This is a genomic window from Mesorhizobium sp. B2-8-5 (genome assembly GCF_006440675.2).
Classification (GTDB): domain Bacteria; phylum Pseudomonadota; class Alphaproteobacteria; order Rhizobiales; family Rhizobiaceae; genus Mesorhizobium.
Genome location: NZ_CP083951.1, coordinates 5658478 through 5677198, shown reverse-complemented (window position 1 = coordinate 5677198; position 18721 = coordinate 5658478). Strand labels below are relative to the sequence as shown.

At 64.5% G+C, this 18721-nt stretch carries 20 protein-coding genes and 1 riboswitch; of the genes, 13 read left to right on the top strand and 7 right to left on the bottom strand.

Features of this window, described 5'->3' with window-relative positions:
* Positions 1 to 588 (top strand): histidine phosphatase family protein, encoded by a 588-nt coding sequence (locus FJ430_RS28115; RefSeq protein ID WP_140705295.1) that lies wholly within the window; start codon positions 1 to 3, stop codon positions 586 to 588.
* Positions 589 to 827: 239 nt separating this feature from the next.
* On the opposite strand, the gene FJ430_RS28110 is transcribed toward FJ430_RS28115, so the two are convergent.
* Positions 828 to 1091: a DUF1344 domain-containing protein gene (locus FJ430_RS28110; RefSeq protein ID WP_140705297.1), complete on the bottom strand. Its 264-nt coding sequence runs from the start codon at positions 1089 to 1091 to the stop codon at positions 828 to 830.
* Between the two features lie 247 nt (positions 1092 to 1338).
* On the opposite strand from FJ430_RS28110, the gene aroC reads away from it, so the two are divergent.
* Complete coding sequence (aroC, locus tag FJ430_RS28105) at positions 1339 to 2454, top strand: chorismate synthase (protein WP_140705299.1); 1116 nt, start codon at positions 1339 to 1341, stop codon at positions 2452 to 2454.
* A 70-nt stretch (positions 2455 to 2524) separates the two neighbouring features.
* Positions 2525 to 3625, top strand: a complete 1101-nt coding sequence (gene ribB / locus FJ430_RS28100) for a 3,4-dihydroxy-2-butanone-4-phosphate synthase (RefSeq protein WP_140705301.1) — start codon at positions 2525 to 2527, stop codon at positions 3623 to 3625.
* 212 nt (positions 3626 to 3837) lie between these two features.
* Here ribB and FJ430_RS28095 read toward each other — a convergent pair whose 3' ends face one another.
* Positions 3838 to 5058, bottom strand: coding sequence for an MFS transporter (locus tag FJ430_RS28095; protein ID WP_140705303.1), 1221 nt, complete (start codon positions 5056 to 5058; stop codon positions 3838 to 3840).
* Between the two features lie 120 nt (positions 5059 to 5178).
* On the opposite strand from FJ430_RS28095, the gene FJ430_RS28090 reads away from it, so the two are divergent.
* Both FJ430_RS28090 and FJ430_RS28085 read left to right on the top strand, forming a co-directional pair.
* Positions 5179 to 5787, top strand: a complete 609-nt coding sequence (locus tag FJ430_RS28090) for a TetR/AcrR family transcriptional regulator (protein ID WP_140705306.1) — start codon at positions 5179 to 5181, stop codon at positions 5785 to 5787.
* A 218-nt stretch (positions 5788 to 6005) separates the two neighbouring features.
* Positions 6006 to 6989, top strand: a complete 984-nt coding sequence (locus tag FJ430_RS28085; protein ID WP_140705308.1) for a hypothetical protein — start codon at positions 6006 to 6008, stop codon at positions 6987 to 6989.
* Between the two features lie 103 nt (positions 6990 to 7092).
* Here the strand turns inward: FJ430_RS28085 and bluB are convergent, their stop codons facing one another.
* The gene (bluB, locus tag FJ430_RS28080) at positions 7093 to 7824 is read right to left on the bottom strand and encodes a 5,6-dimethylbenzimidazole synthase (RefSeq protein ID WP_140705310.1); all 732 of its coding nucleotides are present in this window, start codon (positions 7822 to 7824) and stop codon (positions 7093 to 7095) included.
* A gap of 42 nt (positions 7825 to 7866) precedes the next feature.
* A riboswitch (cobalamin riboswitch) is annotated at positions 7867 to 8044 on the bottom strand.
* A 114-nt stretch (positions 8045 to 8158) separates the two neighbouring features.
* Here bluB and FJ430_RS28075 point away from each other — a divergent pair.
* The 6 genes from FJ430_RS28075 to FJ430_RS28050 all read left to right on the top strand — a co-directional run bounded on the left by FJ430_RS28075 (position 8159) and on the right by FJ430_RS28050 (position 13069).
* Positions 8159 to 9085, top strand: a complete 927-nt coding sequence (locus FJ430_RS28075) for a histone deacetylase family protein (RefSeq protein WP_140705312.1) — start codon at positions 8159 to 8161, stop codon at positions 9083 to 9085.
* A 3-nt stretch (positions 9086 to 9088) separates the two neighbouring features.
* Entirely contained in the window at positions 9089 to 9340 is a 252-nt protein-coding gene (locus FJ430_RS28070) for an exodeoxyribonuclease VII small subunit (protein ID WP_140705314.1), read from the top strand.
* Positions 9341 to 9397: 57 nt separating this feature from the next.
* A complete protein-coding gene (locus FJ430_RS28065; RefSeq protein WP_140647268.1) occupies positions 9398 to 9664 on the top strand; it encodes a DUF2277 domain-containing protein in 267 nt (88 codons plus the stop codon).
* Between the two features lie 9 nt (positions 9665 to 9673).
* A complete protein-coding gene (locus FJ430_RS28060) occupies positions 9674 to 10594 on the top strand; it encodes a pirin family protein (protein WP_140659142.1) in 921 nt (306 codons plus the stop codon).
* A gap of 126 nt (positions 10595 to 10720) precedes the next feature.
* A complete protein-coding gene (gene dxs / locus FJ430_RS28055) occupies positions 10721 to 12628 on the top strand; it encodes a 1-deoxy-D-xylulose-5-phosphate synthase (RefSeq protein ID WP_140705316.1) in 1908 nt (635 codons plus the stop codon).
* 150 nt (positions 12629 to 12778) lie between these two features.
* On the top strand, positions 12779 to 13069 hold the full coding sequence (locus tag FJ430_RS28050) for a hypothetical protein (RefSeq protein ID WP_140659144.1): 291 nt from the start codon (positions 12779 to 12781) through the stop codon (positions 13067 to 13069).
* Here FJ430_RS28050 and FJ430_RS28045 read toward each other — a convergent pair.
* Complete coding sequence (locus FJ430_RS28045; protein WP_140659145.1) at positions 13066 to 13467, bottom strand: GFA family protein; 402 nt, start codon at positions 13465 to 13467, stop codon at positions 13066 to 13068. The two genes, FJ430_RS28050 and FJ430_RS28045, sit on opposite strands and share 4 nt — an antisense overlap.
* A 109-nt stretch (positions 13468 to 13576) precedes the next feature.
* Here FJ430_RS28045 and FJ430_RS28040 point away from each other — a divergent pair, with 109 nt between their 5' ends.
* Positions 13577 to 14350 (top strand): TlyA family RNA methyltransferase, encoded by a 774-nt coding sequence (locus FJ430_RS28040; protein WP_140705318.1) that lies wholly within the window; start codon positions 13577 to 13579, stop codon positions 14348 to 14350.
* The gene (locus FJ430_RS28035) at positions 14347 to 15588 is read left to right on the top strand and encodes a class I SAM-dependent RNA methyltransferase (RefSeq protein ID WP_140705320.1); all 1242 of its coding nucleotides are present in this window, start codon (positions 14347 to 14349) and stop codon (positions 15586 to 15588) included. Before FJ430_RS28040 ends, FJ430_RS28035 begins: the two co-directional genes overlap by 4 nt.
* Before the next feature lie 42 nt (positions 15589 to 15630).
* Here the strand turns inward: FJ430_RS28035 and FJ430_RS28030 are convergent, their stop codons facing one another.
* The 3 genes from FJ430_RS28030 to FJ430_RS28015 all read right to left on the bottom strand — a co-directional run bounded on the left by FJ430_RS28030 (position 15631) and on the right by FJ430_RS28015 (position 18655).
* Positions 15631 to 16299 (bottom strand): transglutaminase-like cysteine peptidase, encoded by a 669-nt coding sequence (locus tag FJ430_RS28030; protein WP_181175355.1) that lies wholly within the window; start codon positions 16297 to 16299, stop codon positions 15631 to 15633.
* Between the two features lie 376 nt (positions 16300 to 16675).
* Positions 16676 to 18088, bottom strand: a complete 1413-nt coding sequence (tldD, locus tag FJ430_RS28020; protein ID WP_140705324.1) for a metalloprotease TldD — start codon at positions 18086 to 18088, stop codon at positions 16676 to 16678.
* A 99-nt stretch (positions 18089 to 18187) separates the two neighbouring features.
* Entirely contained in the window at positions 18188 to 18655 is a 468-nt protein-coding gene (locus FJ430_RS28015; RefSeq protein WP_140705326.1) for a YbjN domain-containing protein, read from the bottom strand.
* Positions 18656 to 18721: the final 66 nt, after the last annotated feature.

Sequence of the window (18721 nt, the reverse complement as noted above, 5' to 3'; positions counted from 1 at the left end):
ATGTATCCGCTCGTCTACATCGCGCGCCACGGCCAGACCGAGTGGAATGCCGAACACCGCCTGCAGGGCCAGGCCGACACCGACATCAACGACTTTGGCCGCGAGCAGGCGAGGCTCAACGGCCAGCGGCTGGCGGAGCTCGTCAGAAATCCTGCGGATTTCGACTTCGTCGCCAGCCCGATGCGGCGCACCCGCGAGACGATGGAGCTGATGCGCGAAGTGATGGGGCTCGATCCTTCCGCCTACCGCACCGATGCGCGCCTGGTGGAGATAAGCTTCGGCGACTGGCAGAGTTTTACCTTCGCCGAGCTCGAGGAACGCGCCCCCGGTTCAACCGACGGCCGCCGCCACGCCAAGTGGGACTTCCAGCCGCCCGGCGAGGGCGCCGAAAGTTACGAAATGCTGCTGGAGCGGATAAAGCCATGGTTCGCCGAACTTCGGCAGCCCACCGTCTGCGTCACCCACGGCGGCGTCATCCGCTGCTTCTTCCGCTTCGTCGCCGGCCTTTCCAAGCAAGAAGCCGCCGGCCTCGAGGTGCCGCAGGACCGACTGCTGCGACTGGAAGGCCGGAGCTTGGAGTGGTTGTGAGGAAGACGCCTCTGCTCGTCATTCTAGGGCGAAGCAGGAGCGAAGCTCCGTCGCGGAGACCCTGGAATCCATGCCGCGACCTAGGTCAAATGGGAAAAACGGTGCAGAAGAAAACTCGTTCTGCACCGCTGCAAAGCGTCGACGTAACGGAATGGATTCTAGGGTCTGCGCGCGTCGCTACGCTCCTTGCTTCGCCCTAGAATGACGAAACACGGACGCTTCAGCCTCCAACTCGAAAGCTAATTCTGGTCGCTGTCCGGCAACTGCATGTCCGTCACGACATTCTCGCCATTGGTCACGTCATAGGCGATGACGATGTCCATGCCGGGCTTCAGCGAGTCGATATCGGTCTCGGCGTTGAGCTTGTAGGCCTTGCCGTCGTCAAGCGTCAGCGTCAGCGTGTCCTTGTCGACCTTCTTGATCAGGCCTTCGGTCTGGCCGGCGAACGCGACGGCGGTGGAAATCAGCAACATGGCGCAGGCGGCGCCAATCAGGGTACGCATCGTCGTCCTCTTTGGTCATTGCGCCGGCTGGTCAGCGGCGGATCCTCAACGGCGGATGGGAAGAGAGCAGAAACCAACCGAATGTGTCAAAACTAAATCCGCCAGATCACAGTTTGATGCAGCCGTTTGACCACTGTGGAAAACGCCAATAGAAGGCAAGCCGGCAGCGCCGCGCGTGCTTTTAGATGCGCAGGGGATGCTGCACCACTTCAGGTTGCCGGCTCCGCCGCCGGGCAGGGCGTTTTCCATGTCTCATAACACATTCGGCCATCTCTTCCGCGTCACCACCTGGGGTGAAAGCCACGGCGCCGCGCTCGGCTGCGTTGTCGATGGCTGCCCGCCTGGCATTCGCTTCAAGCGCGAGGATATCCAGGCCGAGCTCGACCGCCGCCGCCCTGGACAGTCGCGCTTCGTCACCCAGCGCCGCGAGCCGGACGAGGTCAAGATCCTGTCCGGCTTCATCCTCGACGAGGACGGCGAGACGATGATCACCACAGGCACGCCGGTTTCGATGCTGATCGAGAATGTCGACCAGCGTTCCAAGGACTATGGCGAGATCGCCCGCCAGTACCGGCCGGGCCATGCCGACTACACCTACGACGTCAAATACGGTCTGCGCGATCACCGCGGCGGCGGCCGTTCCTCGGCGCGCGAGACGGCGGCCAGAGTGGCGGCGGGCGCCTTGGCGCGCAGGATAGTTCCCGGCATGATGGTGCGCGGCGCGCTGGTCTCGATGGGCGAGAAATCGATCGACCGCGCCAACTGGAACTGGAATTTCGTAGGCGATGCCGAAAACCCGTTCTTCACACCCGATCCTGCTTCGGTGCCTGTCTTCACCCGGTATCTCGACGGCATCCGCAAGGCCGGCTCCTCGGTCGGCGCGGTGATCGAGATCGTCGCCGATGGCGTGCCGCCGGGCCTCGGCGCGCCGATCTACGCCAAGCTCGACCAGGACATCGCGTCGGGCCTGATGTCGATCAACGCCGTCAAGGGCGTCGAGATCGGCAACGGCTTCGAGGCGGCCCGCATCACCGGCGAACAGAACGCCGACGAGATGCGCATGGGCAATGACGGCAAGCCGGTGTTTTTATCCAACAATGCTGGCGGCATCCTGGGCGGCATTTCGACCGGACAGGCGATCGTCGCCCGCTTCGCCGTCAAGCCGACCTCGTCGATCCTGACCCCGCGCCAGTCGATCGACAAGGACGGCAAGGATGTCGAGGTGATGACCAAGGGCCGCCACGACCCTTGCGTCGGCATCCGCGCCGTGCCGATCGGCGAGGCCATGGTTGCCTGCGCGGTCGCCGATCATTATCTGCGGCACAGAGGACAGACAGGGAAGGCAGTAGGCAGTAGGGATTAGGCAGTAGACCGCCCGACACAGCCGTTTTCTACTGCCTACTGCCTAATTCCTGCGAGCGAAGCGAGCACTTATGCCATACGACCAGAAGAAGATCGTCGAAGCGATCCGCGCCTTCGAGCGCGGCGAGATCGTCGTCGTCATGGACGATGACGGGCGCGAGAACGAAGGCGATCTGATCGTCGCCGCCGTCCACTGCACGCCGGAGAAGATGGCCTTCATCGTCCGCAACACCTCCGGCATCGTCTGCACGCCGATGCTGCGTGACGATGCCAGGCGGCTGAACCTCGCGCCGATGGTGGCGGACAACGACTCCGCCCACACCACCGCATTCACGGTCAGCGTCGATTTCAAGCACGGCACCACGACCGGCATTTCCGCCGACGACCGCACGTTGACCGTGCGCAACCTTGCCAACGGCAATGTCGGCCCGTCCGATTTCGTGCGTCCCGGCCACATCTTCCCGCTGATCGCGCGCGAAGGCGGTGTCTTGATGCGCTCCGGCCACACCGAGGCCGCGGTCGACCTCTGCAAGCTTGCCGGCCTGCCCCCCGTCGGTGTCATCTCCGAACTGGTCAACGACGACGGCACGGTCAAGCGCGGCCCTGAGGTGCAGGCCTTCGCGGAACAGCATGGCCTGAAGCAGGTCTCGGTCGCAGACCTCATCGCCTACCGCCAGCGCAAGGAAACGCTGGTCGAGCGCGTCGCCTGCTCCGACATCGACACGCCCGGCGGCAAGGCGCAGGTCTTCACCTACACGCTGCCCTGGGATTCCATGCACCATGTCGCGGTCGTCTTCGGCGACATCCGCGACGGCGAGGATGTGCCGGTGCGCCTGCATTCGGAAGATGTCGTCACCGACGTCTTCGGCACCAGCCATCGCCTCGACGACATCATGAAGGCGATGGGCGAGCGCAGGCGCGGCGTCATCGTCTATCTGCGCGAGGGCTCGGTCGGCGTCGCCCATCAGGAGCGCAAGCGTCCCGCGAGCGGCGAGCGCGAAGATCATGAAGAAGCGCGCCGCCGCGAGAACGAATGGCGCGAGATCGGCCTCGGCGCCCAGATCCTCAAGGACCTCGGCATCTCCTCGATCAACCTGATCGCCTCTCGCGAGCGCCACTATGTCGGCCTCGAAGGCTTTGGCATCCACATCGCCAAGACCGAGATTCTTTAGGCTGCCGGGGGCGCCGAAGGTCCTGGCGGCAGCCCCGCCGGCGTTGCTGATTGACCGAAGCCTCCGCGGCGGAGGCGATTGGCCGGGGCCTCCGCGACGTCGTCATCTCGGGTCTATCCCGCTTCGAGTCGCTCCGACCGTGGATGACGAAGTCGCGTAGGTCTCGGCTAACTTCCAACGTCTGCGATGATGATCGGACGGCCGAATAATCGTCACTCCGCAGGCACCGCCGCTTCGCCCCTGTCCGCATCGCAATCGCCCGTCGCCAGCCGGCACTGCCCGGCAAGCACCGTGGCCAGCGCGATCGCCCCGGCCGCCACCGACACCCAGAACCCGTTCTGCGGACCGAAATTGTCGACCATCCAGCCGGCGGCGAAGGAGCCCAGCGCCATGCCGATGCCGATGCCGGTGGTTATCCAGGTGACGCCTTCGGTGAGCATTGCCGGCGGCACGTGGCGCTCGATCAGGCCGAAGGCTGTGATGAAGGTCGGCGAGATCGCGACGCCGCTGACGAAGACCGCCAGCGCCAACGTCGGCACCGTGTCGGCGAAAAGCAATGGCAGCGTGGTGAGCGCGATCACCGTGACCGCGACCACGAGTTGCCGCTGCAGCGGCGCCTTCAGGCTGAGCGCGCCGACGATGATGCCGAGCACGAAGGATCCAAGCGCATAGACGCCGATGACGAGGCTTGCAGCCTCGGGCTGGCCGAGCGCCTTGGTGATGGCGACGGTGGTGACTTCCGTGGTGGCGAAGGTCGCGCCGACGAAGATCAGCGCGAAGGTGATGATCTGCACCGGCCGCAGGCGGATCGCCGAACCGGCCGCGCCATGTTCCGCCGGACGTACCGGTGGCTCGGACGAGCGCTGCAGCAGGAATGCCGCCGAACCGAGCGCGAGCAGCAACGTGCTGACCACCATGCCGGCTTCGGGAAACAGCGCTGCGCTCAAGCCCACTGACAGCGAGGCTCCGGCGACATAGACCAATTCGTCCGCAGCCGATTCGAACGCGAAGGCGGTGCTCAACTCGGGACGATCGCGAAAAATCTCGGTCCAGCGAGCCCTGACCAGCGCCGGGATGTTGGGCATGGCGGCGGCAAGCAGCGCCGACCCGAACAGGGTCCAGGCCGGCCAGTGCTGGTTGGCCGCCACGATCAATGTCGTGAAGGCAAGCACCGAGACAAGCGTGGTCGGCAGGGCAATCGCGGTTTGGCCAAGCTGATCCACCCATCGCGAGATCTGCGGTGACAAAACAGCATTCACAAGGGCGTAGGTCGCCGAGACCGCCCCGGCCAGCCAGTATTCGCCATGCGTCTGCGAGAGCATCGCCACGATGCCGATCGGCGCCATGGCGATCGGCAGCCGCGCGATGAAGGCGGCCGCGGCAAAGCCTTTCGTGCCGGGAGCCCGAAAGATGTCCGCATAGGGGTTTCGCATGATCCTGCTCCTCGACAAGAGCGCATACTAAAACTACATGCGCTGCGTATGAATGTGAGATAGTTCATACGCTGCGTATGTCAATTGGCATACGAGGCGTATGTTAGTAGGGCCAGAGCCATGTACAGACCGCGCAAGGAGATGATCGCCGAAACGCGCGCCAAGCTGATCGCGGCCGCCCGCCACGCCTTCGGCACGGTCGGCTACGCCGAGGCCTCGATGGACGATTTCACCGCGTCGGCCGGCCTGACGCGCGGCGCGCTCTACCATCATTTCGGCGACAAGAAGGGGCTGCTGCAGGCGGTGATCGCCGAGATCGACGGCGAAATGGCCGAGCGGGTGAACGAGGCGGCTTCGAAGGCGCCGACCCGCTGGCAGCATTTCGTCGATGAATGCACCAGCTATATCGAAATGGCGCTGGAGCCGGAAATCCAGCGCATCATGTTCCGCGACGGTCCGGCGGTGCTCGGCGACCCGGCGCAGTGGCCGAATGCCAGCGCTTGCATCGCCTCGATGACCGACCATCTGACGAAGCTGCAGGACGAGGGGGTGGTCGTTCCAGAGCTTGATCCCGAGACGACCTCACGGCTGATCAATGGCGCCAGCAGCCAGGCCGCGCAGCGCATCGCCAATTCGAAGGATCCCGAAGCGACGTCGAAGAAGGCGATCGCGGCGTTCAAGCAACTGCTCGAAGGCTTGCGCAAGAGGGTTGACGGCACGCTTGGGTAACCAAGCCACCGGGTTGTGCACCGCTTTCCGGCCGACGCAACCCCGCCGCGATTGACAATCAATGGGGCGAGCGCATCCTCCACCGCCAACTCTTACAGCGCCGCGCGTTCTTTGAACGCGCAAAGGACGCTGTAAAAACTTTGATTCAGCGCATGACTCTTCTCCGAAAATCCATTCCGATTTTCGGGATCATGCGCGGGGGTGTGGAGAGTCGGGGCATGTGGGACTTCAGCATCGCCAGGTCGGTGTCCATCATGATGCGGACATGGCCGTTCATCGTCTTTCGCATGATCGTCTATTTCGGCATCACGGTTGCCTACATCATGGCGACTGGGACGGGGGCCAGCGTCGGCTACGGCGTCGGCCACATCTCGACCGATCCCGACGGGCCGATGTCCTTCGCGCTCTGGGGCGGCGTGGTCGGCTTCGGCGTCGTGTCGATCGCCGTCTACTGGATCCGCGAATACATCCTCTACGTGCTGAAGGCGGGCCATATCGCCGTCATGGTGCATCTGATCGACGGCCACGATGTCCCTGACGGCCAGAACCAGATCGCCTATGCCAAGGAAGTGGTCACCCAGCGTTTCGCCGAGGCCAACATCCTTTTCGTCGTCGACCAACTGGTCAAGGGCGCCATCCGCGCCATCACCGGCCTGATCGGCGGCATAGCCGCCTTCCTGCCGATCCCGGGCCTGAGCGGCATCGTCAGCTTCATCAACACCATCATCCGTATCTCGCTGACCTATGTCGACGAGATCATCCTCGGCTACAACATCCGCATCAATTCGAACTCGCCCTTCGAGACGGCCAGGCAAGGCGTCGTCCTCTACGCCCAGAACGGCAAGCACATGGTCAAGAACGCCGTCTGGCTGGCGGCGATCATGTGGGGCGTGTCCTTCGTCATCTTCCTGTTGATGCTGGCGCCCGCCGCGGCGATCCTCTGGGTCATGCCGGGTCAGCTTGCCGGCTGGGCTTTCGTGCTGGCCATCGTCTTTGCCTGGGCCTTCAAGGCGGCCTTCATCGAGCCCTTCGCCATTGCATCGCTGATGCAGGTCTATTTCGAAGCCATCGAGGGCCAGGTGCCCAATCCCGAATGGGACCACCGGCTGGCCGAGGCCTCGTCCAAGTTCAGGGAACTGCGCGACAAGGCGCTGGGCTCCTTCGGCGGCGGCTCGCGCTGGGATACGCCCCGGGCCGCTTGATCAGGATTTCGAAGGACCGCCTAAAGCGCGTCGCGTCGAAACGGATTCACGCGACGCGCTTTTAGGTCGTTGCTTGATGCATGTCGTTGTCGCAAAACCGAGGTCACTTTTGCGCGACATGCATTAGCCTTGCGATCGCCGATTTGAGCGGCGCCTCGCCGGCGCCGCGGAAAGTCTCGCTCATCACCAACTCCGGCAGCGGCAGGCGCTTGCCCCAGCCATGGGCCTCGAGATCGGGCTTCGGCGCGAAGGCTGAGACGCGGCCCACGCAGAGATAGGCGATCGGCGTGACATGTTCGGGGATTGCGAGAAGCCGCCTCAGCGCTTCGATCTCGATGATGCTTACCCAGCCGACGCCGACACCTTCGGCACGCGCCGCCAGCCAGAAATTCTGCACCGCGCAGACGGTGCTGTAGAGATCCATCTCCGGATTATGCCAACGCCCGAGCGGCGAGTCCTTCGACCGCTGCCGGTCGCAGGTGATGCACAGATTGAGCGCGCTTTCGCAGATGCCCTCGAGCTTCAGCTTGCGGTAAAGCGCCTGCCGTTCCGCCTCGATCGCCGGCAGCTCCTGCTCGCGCGCGGCGAGGAACAGGTCGCGCACCTGCTGACGCCTGCCTGGATCGCGGATGACGATGAAGTTCCACGGCTGCATGTAGCCGACCGACGGCGCATGATGCGCGGCGGTGATGAGCCGCGCCAACACGCTGTCATCGAGGTCGTCGGGGACAAAATGGCTGCGCACGTCACGCCTGGTGAACATCGCCCGATAGACCGCGTCGCGCGCCAATTGGTCAAAGTCGTCGCCGCTCGCGGCGATCGCTGCTGCCGTCATCGCTTTTCCCCTTGCGACAAGCAGTCCCCCGCCTGACCAAGCGGAAAACCATGTCTGCCGGGCCGGTCTTCTGGCTCGGGATCCTCCCGCATCCGGCGCCTTCCCGTCATCGACAGTGGCTTTGCCGGCGCGGTCCCCCTCACAGCGTTGGGCACGCCACGGAGTTCAACCGTGTTCCCGATTCTCCCGCGTCGCGGGCACCAGGCAGCGAAGAACCTTACCGCGAAGCTTGCGCCGCGCCAATGGCGCCAGCGACACGGGCTGGCGCAATTTTCCCCAGCCATTCGGCTTTCAAACATGGTCATCCGCGCCGCCGGTGCCTAGATTAGGCGCCATGGCCACCCGTCTCTACACGCACCCGATCTTTCTGGAACACCTCACGCCGCCCGGCCATCCCGAGCGGCCCGACCGCCTGCGCGCCATCGAACGCGTGCTCGACGACGAGGCTTTTTCGGCGCTCGACCGCGTCAAGGCGCCCGAAGGCGATGAGAAAACGATCCTCTATGCGCATCCCGAGGATTTCGTCGAGCGCGTGCGCGCGGCGATCCCTGAGAACGGCATCGTCTCGATCGACGCCGATACCAGCGCCAGCCCGAAAAGCTGGCAGGCCGTGGTGACGGCGATCGGCGGCGCCAACGCGGCGGTAGACGACGTCTTCGAGGGCCGTGCCGCCAACGTCTTCGTCGCCGCCCGTCCGCCGGGTCACCACGCCGAAAAGACCACCGCGATGGGCTTCTGCCTGTTCAACACGGCCGCGATCGCCGCCCGCTACGCGCAGAAGAAGCATCAGGCCGAGCGCGTCGCCATCGTCGACTGGGACGTCCACCACGGCAACGGCACACAGGACATTTTTTGGGACGACCCGTCGGTTCTCTATTGCTCGACGCACCAGATGCCGCTTTATCCCGGTACCGGAGCGAAAAGTGAAACCGGCGCCGGCAATATCATCAACGCGCCGCTCGCGCCGCAGACCGGCAGCGACCTGTTCCGCGACGCCTTCCTGTCGCGCGTGCTGCCCTCCATCGATGCGTTTGCGCCGGACCTGATCATCATTTCAGCCGGCTTCGACGCGCACCACCGCGATCCGCTGGCCGAGATCAACCTGACCGAGGACGATTTCGACTGGGCGACCGGGCAATTGATGGAGCGCGCCGGACGCCACAGCTCCAACAGGCTCGTCAGCTTGCTGGAAGGCGGCTACGATCTGCAGGGACTGGCATTTTCAGTCGCCGCCCATGTCGGGCGGCTGATGAAGGGATAGGGTATGGCATTGGAAGACAATGAGGACGTCAAGGCGATGAGCTTCGAACAGGCGCTAGACGCTCTGGAGAAGATCGTCGATGATCTTGAGCGCGGCGACGTCCCGCTCGACCAGTCGATCAAGATCTATGAGCGCGGCGAAGCGCTGAAGGCGCATTGTGACCGGCTGCTGAAAGCGGCCGAGGACAAGGTCGAGAAGATCAGGCTGTCGCGCGACGGCAAGCCGGTAGGAACGGAGCCGCTCGACGCAGAGTAACGACGCAGAGTAATTTGGACGACGGTGGGCAAAGAAAGCAGGTAAGGAGTTCAAGCTATGTGCCGCAACATCAAGACCCTGGCCAATTTCGAGCCGCCGGCGACCAATGACGAAGTGCATGACGCAGCGCTGCAATTCGTGCGCAAGCTGAGCGGCTCGACCAAGCCCTCCAAGCGCAACGAACATGCCTTCCACCATGCGGTCGAGGCGATCACAGCTGTCGCGCGCGAATTGATCGATTCGCTCGAAACCAACCAGGAACCGCGCAACCGCGAGGAAGAAGCTGCCAAGGCGAAGGCCAGGTCGGCGCTGCGTTTCGCCTGAGGATCCGACATGAGCTTCTTTCCGGGAAACGATCCTGAACCGGGCGATGCCTTCGCCTGCGACCAGATCGAGCTGATGGTCGTCCCCAACGCCAAGGACATTGGCGGCTTCGAGGTGCGCCGCGCCCTGCCGACGGCGAAGCGCCGTCTGGTCGGGCCGTTCATCTTCTTCGACCGCATGGGGCCAGCGATCCTGCGCGCCGGCCATGCGCTCGACGTGCGTCCGCATCCGCATATCGGCCTCTCCACCGTCACCTACCTGTTCGACGGCAAGATCAGGCATCGCGATTCGCTCGGCACCGAAATGGTGATCGCGCCGGGCGACGTGAATTTGATGACAGCCGGGCGCGGTATCGTCCATTCCGAGCGCACGCCGGAGGAGTTGCGCGGCGCGCCGATGTCGGTCTCCGGCCTGCAGACCTGGCTGGCGCTGCCCGACGGCAAGGAGGAGATTGCCCCGGTGTTCGCGAACACGTCGGTGGCCCGCTTGCCGCAGATCGATGCCGAGGGCGTCAGCGGCCGCGTCGTCATCGGCGAATTCTCAGGCCTGCGCTCGCCCGTGGCGACCGCTTCGGACACGCTTTACGCCGATCTCAGGCTGGCGGCGGGCGCGAGCGTGAAGATCCCGGCCGATGCCGAGGAGCGCGCCATCTACACGTTGGAAGGCGACGTCTCGATCGCCGGCGATATTTTCCCGGCCGAGCGGCTCCTCGTGTTCAAGCCGGGCGAGGAGATCATCGTTTCCTCCGAGCGCGGCGCGCATTTCATGCTGTTCGGCGGCGCTTCGCTGGGCTCCAAGCGCTACATCTGGTGGAATTTCGTCTCGTCCTCGAAGGAACGCATCGAGCAGGCCAAGCAGGAATGGAAGACAGGCCGCTTCGATATCGTTCCCGGCGATGAGGAAGAGTTCATCCCGTTGCCCGAAGGTTAGGATAGGCGTCGTCGGCGCGTCACTGACGCGCATTTACATTCGCCCGCCGGCGGCCTATTCCGCGCATGATTATGGCGCAATCTGCTGATAGCGCCGTGTTCGATCGATAAGGCAGGACGCGCCCGAGTGAAGCCAGACACGCCGCTGCTCGACAAGGTCCGCATTCCGGCGGATTTGCGGACGCTCGATGAGGCCGCGCTGCCGCAATTTGCCGCGGAACTGCGCGCCGAGCTCATCGACGCCGTCTCGCAGACGGGCGGCCACCTCGGCGCCGGGCTCGGCGTCGTCGAGCTGACGGTCGCCCTGCATTATGTCTTCAACACCCCGGCAGACCGGCTGATCTGGGACGTCGGCCACCAGGCCTATCCGCACAAGATCCTGACCGGCCGCCGCGACCGCATCCGCACGCTGCGCCAGGAGGGCGGCCTCTCCGGTTTCACCCGGCGCGCCGAGAGCGAATACGACCCGTTCGGCGCCGCGCATTCCTCGACCTCGATCTCGGCCGGCCTCGGCATGGCCATGGCGCGCGACCTGTCGGGCGGCCGCAACAATGTGATTTCCGTCATCGGCGACGGCTCGATGTCGGCCGGCATGGCCTTCGAGGCCCTGAACAATGCCGGCGCGCTCGATGCCCGGCTGATCGTCATTCTCAACGACAACGACATGTCGATCGCGCCGCCGACCGGCGCCATGAGCGCCTATCTGGCCAGGCTCGCCTCCGGCAAGGCCTATCTCGGCCTGCGCGATTTCGGCAAGAAGCTGACATCCTATCTCGGCAAGCGCGCCGACCGCGCCATCACCCGGGCGGTCGAGCATGCGCGCGGCTACGTCACCGGCGGCACCCTGTTCGAAGAACTCGGCTTCTATCACATCGGCCCCATCGACGGGCACAATCTCGAACATCTGATCCCGGTGCTGAAGAACGTGCGCGACAACGGCAAAGGCCCGGTTCTGGTCCATGTCGTGACCCAGAAGGGCAAGGGCTACGCGCCGGCGGAGGCCGCGGCCGACAAATATCACGGCGTCAACAAGTTCGACGTCATCACCGGCGCGCAGGCCAAGGCGCCGGCCAACGCCCCCGCCTACACCAAGGTGTTCGCCGAAAGCCTGATCCAGGAAGCGCGTGAGGACGACCGTATCGTCGCCATCACCGCCGCCATGCCGAGCGGCACCGGCCTCGACCTGTTCGGCGAGATATTTCCGCTGCGGACCTTCGATGTCGGCATCGCCGAGCAGCATGCGGTGACCTTCGCCGCCGGGCTGGCCACCGAAGGCTACAAGCCCTTCGCCGCCATCTATTCCACCTTCCTGCAGCGCGCCTACGACCAGGTCGTCCACGACGTTGCGATCCAGAAATTGCCGGTGCGCTTTCCCATCGACCGCGCCGGTTTCGTCGGCGCCGACGGCGCCACCCATTGCGGCGCTTTCGACACCACCTTCCTCGCTGCGCTGCCGGGCTTCGTCGTCATGGCCGCCGCCGATGAGGCGGAACTGCGCCATATGGTGCGCACCGCGGCGTCCTATGATGACGGCCCGATCGCCTTCCGCTATCCGCGCGGCAACGGCGTCGGCGTCGACATGCCGGAGCGCGGCTCGCTGCTCGAAATCGGCAAGGGTCGTATTCTCAAGGAAGGGACCAAGGTCGCCCTGCTTTCCTTCGGCACGCGGCTGCAGGATTGCCTTCTGGCCGCTGAGGAGCTCGGCGCGGCTGGTCTCTCCACCACGGTTGCCGACGCCCGCTTCGCCAAGCCGCTGGACGAGGATCTCATCCGGCGGCTCGCCCGTTCGCATGAGGTGCTGGTGACTGTCGAAGAGGGCGCCATCGGCGGCTTCGCCAGCCAGGTGCTGCACTTCCTTGCCCACGAAGGCCTGCTGGAAAGCGGCCTCAAGGTGCGCCCGCTGGTACTGCCGGACGCGTTCACCGACCACGCGAAACCCGAAAAGATGTATGCCGATGCCGGCCTGGATTCGGTGGGTATCGTGCGCACGGTCTTCGCGACGCTCGGCCGTGGCGTTCAGGCGCAGCGTGCCTGAATCAGGACTTCAAGACCCTGAATCGTTTTGCCGGCTTCCGGATGTAACCATCTGTTAACGCTCCCGTTTGGCGGTTCGCTTACCCTGTCTATTGGCCGATTTTCAACGGCGCCCTGCTAGAAGCTCGAGCCAGGCAGGGAGATAACAAAAATGAAAACGCTTCTGTGCGGCATGGCGCTTTTGGCGGGCATGGCCGCGCCGGCGACAGCCGAAACGCGTTACGACCGCAACCTTGAAAAGGCGGTGCTGGATATCGTCGCCGGCAAGATGGGCAACATCCGCGGCGCCTTCTCCTACAGGCAGGTTCCTCAACTCGTCATGGTGCCGGAAGCGACGACGCCGGCTGTGCCGGCGCCGGTCGAGCCGTCGCGCAGGGAAGCTTCCGGCAATGATGGCCTGACGCCGGCCGTCGAGCGCCGGGTTTCGCGAACCGTATTTTAGAACCACATATCGCGCACGCAGCGGCCGTCGCGCGGCAGGTCGTCATAGGTATCGAGGCCGTCGAAATGGTCGATCGGCAGGTCGGCGACGTCCTCGGGCGGCGCCAGCCTGACATTGACGGCGATGCGCGTGCGGCCGCTCTTGCCGGAACGCAGGCCGCGCCAGGCGACGACGCAGGCGCAGGTCGGACAGAACAGGATCTCCAGCGAAGGTTCGGCCACCCCGGCGCGCGTATAGGATTTCACCGGCCCGGCGACGCGAATGCGCTCGTCGACATAGTCATAGGCCCAGAGCGTGCCGTAGCGGCGGCAAAGCGTGCAGTTGCAGGCGGTGATTCCGCCGGGATCTCCTTCCAGCGTCCAATGGACCGCGCCGCAATGACAGGTACCCTTCAGCATCGCCACCTCCACCGACTGACGAACGGCCCGTTCCTGTCCACATTCTGCAGCCTGTCGCCCGATATTCAAACCCATTGCGTTCGCGCCCGGCTTTCGCCAATGAAGGCCGATGAGTTCCCCTTTGCCAGCCAGCCAGCGCCAGCGGCTCGACGAATTGCTCGTCGAGCGCGGCCTGTTCGCCAGCCGCTCGCGTGCCCGCGACGCGATCGAGCGCGGCACGGTAACGGTTGACGGCATCGTTGCCCGCAAGCCCGGCCAGCCTGTCGCGCCGGACTGCCTGATAGCCATCGATGATCCGGCGCAGGCCTATGTGTCGCGCGCCGCGCTGAAGCTGATCGCCGGCCTCGATCGTTTCGGCCTCGATCCTTCCGGCAGCGAGGCGCTCGATATCGGCGCCTCGACCGGCGGCTTCACCCAGGTGCTGCTCGAGCGCGGCGCGGCGCATGTCACGGCGATCGATGTCGGCCACGGCCAGATGCATCCCGACATTGTCGGTAACCCGCGTGTGACGGTGATCGAAGGGCTGAACGCCCGCGACCTGACGGCGGCCGATCTCGGCGGCCGCGTTCCCGCTTTCCTGGTCTGCGACGTCAGCTTCATTTCGCTGAAGCTGGCGCTGCCGCCGGCGCTGCAATTGGCGGGCGAGGGCGCCAGGGCAATTCTTCTGGTCAAGCCGCAATTCGAGGCCGGGCGCGAGGCCATCGGCAAGGGCGGCCTGCTCAGGCAGCCAGAAGACGCTGAGCGCATTGCTGTCAGCTTGGCTGATTGGCTTGCCGGCATTCCCGGCTGGCGGGTGCTCGGGCTGCACCCGTCGCCGATCGAAGGCGGCGACGGCAACCGCGAGTTCCTGCTCGCCGCCATAAAGGATGCGGGGTCGCGATGAGCACACGCTTCACCATCGCCAGGCTGGGGTCGCAAGGCGACGGCATCGCCAACGCCGAGGGCGGCGAGGTCTTCATCCCCTTCACGCTGCCAGGCGAAACCGTCACGGCCGCGCGCCAGAGGGATCGCGCTACGTTGATGTCGGTGTTGGAAGCCTCGCCGCTCAGGATCGATCCCGCCTGCCGTCATTTCACCGAATGCGGCGGCTGCGCGCTGCAGCATTTCGAAGCCGAAGCCTACCGGCAATGGAAGCGCGAGAAGGTCGTGCAGGCGCTGAAGGCCAAGGGCATAGCTTGCGAGATCGCTGCGCTGGTGCCGTGCGCGCCGCACACCCGCCGCCGCGTCACCTTCAGCGCCAGGCGCACCGATGCCGGCATGCTGCTCGGCTTCGTGCGCGCCCTGTCCTCCGAGATCATCCCGATCGACGAATGCCCGATCTCGCTGCCGGCGATTGTTTCGGCGCTCGATAAATTGCGTGCTCTGGCCGGATTGGTCTGCGCCACGCCGAAAGCGTTCCATATGACGGTGACCGTCACGGCTTCGGGCCTCGACATTGCCGTCCATGATGCCGGCAAGCTCGGCGACCACCAGCGCCGCATCGCGTCGAATTTCGTCATGGCCGAGGGCCTGGCGCGGCTTTCCGTCGACGGCGAGATCGTCGTCGAACCGAAGAAGCCGGTGGTGCAGTTCGGATCCGTCGCCGTCGCCCTGCCGCCCGGCGCCTTCCTGCAGGCGACGGAAGCCGCCGAGCAGGCGATGGCGGACCTTGTCGGCCAGCACCTGTCGCGCGCCAGGAAAGTCGCGGACCTGTTTGCCGGTTGCGGCAGCTTCGCGCTGCGGCTTGGCGTGAAGTCGGAGGTCCATGCCGTCGAAGGCGATGCGCCGGCGCTCGCCGCACTCGACCGCGCCTTTCGTTTCGCCGGTGGCCTGAAGCGGGTGACCAGCGAACGCCGCGACCTTTTCCGCCGGCCGCTGACCTTCAAGGAACTGAACGCTTTCGACGGAGTGGTCTTCGATCCGCCGCGCGCCGGCGCCGAGGACCAGTCGAAGCAGATCGCCCGTTCCGACGTGCCGCTGGTCGCCGCCGTCTCCTGCAATCCGGTGACGCTGGCGCGGGATTTGCGGATTCTTCTCGATGGCGGCTACACGCTGAAGAGTGTCAGCCCAATCGACCAGTTTCTGTGGTCGCCGCATGTCGAGGCCGTGGCGCTTTTGGAGAAGCCGAAGCGGCGTAGATAGCCTTGCCGGTTGCAGCTGACTTCACTCAAATGGCGACTTGCCTTACGAGCTCGGAAAACGTTTCGCCGTGCCGCCGCGCTGGTTGATCGAAACCCAGCTGTTCGGGTTCTGCTGCGACTGCCGTTTCAGGAAATAATAGCCGGTGGCGTTCCAGGGGCGGATCTCGTCGACCAGATTGTCCAGGACGAGATCGCCCTTGTCGGTCTTCACCGTCAGGATGGTGTGGCCCTCATCGTGAAGGTCGCGCACCACCGTCATCAGCAGCGCCTGCCGGGGAAATCCCGCTTCCTGGAGAAGCTTGCGCTTGTAGAGCGCGTAGATCTTGCAATCGCCCTTGCCGTCCACCGGATAGTCCCAGTGGTCCATCATCGTGCCCCAGTGGTCGTAATTGCTGACGGGCTTGATGGAGCGGTTCGCCTTCTGGTTGATCTGCTTGAGGATGCTCATGTTCTGCGCGGTCAGCTTGACGCTCGTGGCAGGCAAAGCGCGCACCTTGCACTCTTTCGGCCGGCGATGGCAGAAATCGAGCCAGCCGTAGGGGACGCTGGTGCTTGCGCCGACCGTGGCGTAGCTCGCAGCAGGTCGTGTCGTCGTTAGCTTGAACAGCGACGACTGCGCCGCTGCAGGGCCTATTTGCAGCGAAGTCGCACCTATCAACGAAACAAAACCAAGGAGGAGGGAAGAGGTCAGGACACCAGGGGAACGCTGCATTGCCGACACCACCGCAACGAGAAGACTGGCGAGAAGCTAATGCGCAAACGCCCGCCCCGCCAATTAAACAATTAATAATGTCCTAACACGATTGTGTCTGGCGTAAGGCAGAGGCTGCCCCTCTTCCGGAGTTGGCATCAATCCGAGCGTGGCACTGCCGCGCTTCGGCGAGTACGCTCGCGTCCATATCTTCAAGTGTTTTTGGCCCGCCAGCACGCTGTAGGATTCCAAACACGTCCTGCGGCCGCATCGGTGCAAAGGCCGGCACCGGTTTCAAATCAACGCCCTCTGGCGCGTTCTCGGATTTGGATATGATGGCTACACGCTCGAGTGAAATGTCTTTGGCAGACGATTCTACCGGAACGGCGCCAACCCCTCAAACCCTCGTCCCGCCCACCGTCATCTGGTTCATCCGCAGATGCGGCTGGCCGACCCCGACCGGCACGCCCTGTCCGGCCTTGCCGCACATGCCGATGCCGCTGTCGAGCTTCAGGTCGTTGCCGATCATGCTGACGCGGTGCATGGCGTCCGGCCCGTTGCCGATCAGCATCGCGCCCTTGATCGGCTGCGTCACCTTGCCGTTCTCGATCATGTAGGCCTCGGTGCAGCCGAACACGAACTTGCCCGACGTGATGTCGACCTGGCCGCCGCCGAAGGAGACGGCGTAAATGCCGTTCTTGACCGAGGCGATGATCTCCTCCGGCTGCATGTCGCCCGCGGTCATGTAGGTGTTGGTCATGCGCGGCATCGGCTGGTGCGCATAGCCCTCGCGTCGGCCGTTGCCCGTCGCCTTCATGCCCATCAGCCGCGCGTTCTGGCGGTCCTGCATATAGCCGACCAGTTTGCCGTCCTCGATCAAGACGTTGCGCGCCGACGGCGTTCCTTCGTCGTCGACGGTGAGCGAGCCGCGCCGCTCGGGGATGGTGCCGTCATCGACCACCGTGACGCCTTTCGCCGCCACTTGGCTACCCATCAGGCCGGCGAAGGCCGATGTCTTCTTGCGGTTGAAGTCGCCTTCGAGCCCGTGGCCGACCGCCTCGTGCAGCATCACCCCCGGCCAGCCGCTGGAGAGCACGATGTCGAAGGTGCCCGCCGGCGCTGGGACCGCTTCCAGATTGACCAGTGCCTGCCGCAGCGCCTCGTTTGCCGCATGCTTCCAGCTCTCCTCGCTGACGAACTCGCCGAAACTCTTGCGGCCGCCCATGCCGTAGGAGCCGCTCTCCTGCCGGTCGCCATCGCCGACCACGACGGAAACATTGATCCGGACCAGCGGGCGGATGTCGCGCACGATCTGTCCGTCGCCGCGCACGATCTCGACATGCTGCCACGAGGCGGCGAGCGAGGCCGTCACCTGGCGCACGCGCGCATCCTTTGCGCGTAGCCAGCCGTCGATCTCCTGCAACAGCTTGGCCTTGGCCTCGAAGGAAGGCGAGGGGATCGGGTTCTCGTCGCCATAGAGGTGGCGGTTGGTGCGGGCGGGCGCTCCGGCCAATGTGCCGGAATAGCCGCCCTTGACCGCCGAGACGGCGTCGGCCGCGCGCAGCAGCGAGGCTTCGGAGAGATCGCTGGAATGCGCATAGCCGCTGGCCTCGCCTGCCACGGCGCGCAGGCCGAATCCCTGGTCGGTGTTGAAATTGGCCGTCTTCAGCCGGCCGTTGTCGAACATCAGCGCTTCGCTTTCGCTGTATTCGAGGAACAACTCGCCGTCGTCGGCGCCCTTGACGGTCTCGGCGACGATCTCCTTGACGCGATCGTCGGAAATGTCGAATTGGCCGATCAGGCTGTTCATGGCAAATCCATTCTTGGAAACAAATCGTTCCTCGGCATGTAGGCGCGAAGCCGCCGTCGCACAATCGTCAACAAGGCCAAGTCGGCGATTACCCCGCCATCACTTGCCGTTGACGAAGTCCTTGATGTTGGCGGCCATCGCGTTCCAGTTGGAAAACTGCTCCTCGAGATTGGCCCTGGTGATGCCGCCGGCGAAGCTGACATCCATCCTGAAATTCGAACCGTCGCCGGCATAGGCCTTTACCCAGCGGTATTTCGCGTTCCAGACATTGGCCTGGTCGGCGGTCAGCGGGTCGGTGTAGCCGGTCGAGAATTGCAGCGACTTGCAGTTCTCGTGATCCTCGCAGCCATAGAAATAGATCACGTATTTGACGCCCTCGATCCGGCCGGAAAGCATCGGATCGCCATTGTCGTCCTTGTCCATCCTGGCCGAGCCGAAGCCCTTGGCGATGTCGAGGATCGCCGCAGGGTCGGGCGTCTGAAGGATTTCGGCATCCTCGGCCCGTACGGCCGAAACCGTGCCAATCAGCGCCAGACCGGCAATGAAAGCGGATAAATTCGCGCGCATTGAGCCTCCTGCCGCCAAATGCGCATTCGCCACCGACCTCAGCGTCAGGAGCGGCGCACGGGCAAG

What these genes read in the sequence shown, in the direction of transcription:
- FJ430_RS28050 (WP_140659144.1), top strand. Translation starts at nt 12,779, where the DNA reads ATGAAAACGCTTCTGTGCGGCATGGCGCTTTTGGCGGGCATGGCCGCG.
- FJ430_RS28040 (WP_140705318.1), top strand. Translation starts at nt 13,577, where the DNA reads ATGAGTTCCCCTTTGCCAGCCAGCCAGCGCCAGCGGCTCGACGAATTG.
- aroC (WP_140705299.1), top strand. Translation starts at nt 1,339, where the DNA reads ATGTCTCATAACACATTCGGCCATCTCTTCCGCGTCACCACCTGGGGT.
- FJ430_RS28070 (WP_140705314.1), top strand. Translation starts at nt 9,089, where the DNA reads ATGGCATTGGAAGACAATGAGGACGTCAAGGCGATGAGCTTCGAACAG.
- FJ430_RS28015 (WP_140705326.1), bottom strand. Translation starts at nt 18,655, where the DNA reads ATGCGCGCGAATTTATCCGCTTTCATTGCCGGTCTGGCGCTGATTGGC.
- FJ430_RS28110 (WP_140705297.1), bottom strand. Translation starts at nt 1,091, where the DNA reads ATGCGTACCCTGATTGGCGCCGCCTGCGCCATGTTGCTGATTTCCACC.
- tldD (WP_140705324.1), bottom strand. Translation starts at nt 18,088, where the DNA reads ATGAACAGCCTGATCGGCCAATTCGACATTTCCGACGATCGCGTCAAG.
- FJ430_RS28030 (WP_181175355.1), bottom strand. Translation starts at nt 16,299, where the DNA reads ATGCAGCGTTCCCCTGGTGTCCTGACCTCTTCCCTCCTCCTTGGTTTT.
- bluB (WP_140705310.1), bottom strand. Translation starts at nt 7,824, where the DNA reads ATGACGGCAGCAGCGATCGCCGCGAGCGGCGACGACTTTGACCAATTG.
- FJ430_RS28115 (WP_140705295.1), top strand. Translation starts at nt 1, where the DNA reads ATGTATCCGCTCGTCTACATCGCGCGCCACGGCCAGACCGAGTGGAAT.
- FJ430_RS28065 (WP_140647268.1), top strand. Translation starts at nt 9,398, where the DNA reads ATGTGCCGCAACATCAAGACCCTGGCCAATTTCGAGCCGCCGGCGACC.
- FJ430_RS28035 (WP_140705320.1), top strand. Translation starts at nt 14,347, where the DNA reads ATGAGCACACGCTTCACCATCGCCAGGCTGGGGTCGCAAGGCGACGGC.
- ribB (WP_140705301.1), top strand. Translation starts at nt 2,525, where the DNA reads ATGCCATACGACCAGAAGAAGATCGTCGAAGCGATCCGCGCCTTCGAG.
- FJ430_RS28085 (WP_140705308.1), top strand. Translation starts at nt 6,006, where the DNA reads ATGTGGGACTTCAGCATCGCCAGGTCGGTGTCCATCATGATGCGGACA.
- FJ430_RS28095 (WP_140705303.1), bottom strand. Translation starts at nt 5,058, where the DNA reads ATGCGAAACCCCTATGCGGACATCTTTCGGGCTCCCGGCACGAAAGGC.
- FJ430_RS28075 (WP_140705312.1), top strand. Translation starts at nt 8,159, where the DNA reads ATGGCCACCCGTCTCTACACGCACCCGATCTTTCTGGAACACCTCACG.
- FJ430_RS28060 (WP_140659142.1), top strand. Translation starts at nt 9,674, where the DNA reads ATGAGCTTCTTTCCGGGAAACGATCCTGAACCGGGCGATGCCTTCGCC.
- FJ430_RS28090 (WP_140705306.1), top strand. Translation starts at nt 5,179, where the DNA reads ATGTACAGACCGCGCAAGGAGATGATCGCCGAAACGCGCGCCAAGCTG.
- FJ430_RS28045 (WP_140659145.1), bottom strand. Translation starts at nt 13,467, where the DNA reads ATGCTGAAGGGTACCTGTCATTGCGGCGCGGTCCATTGGACGCTGGAA.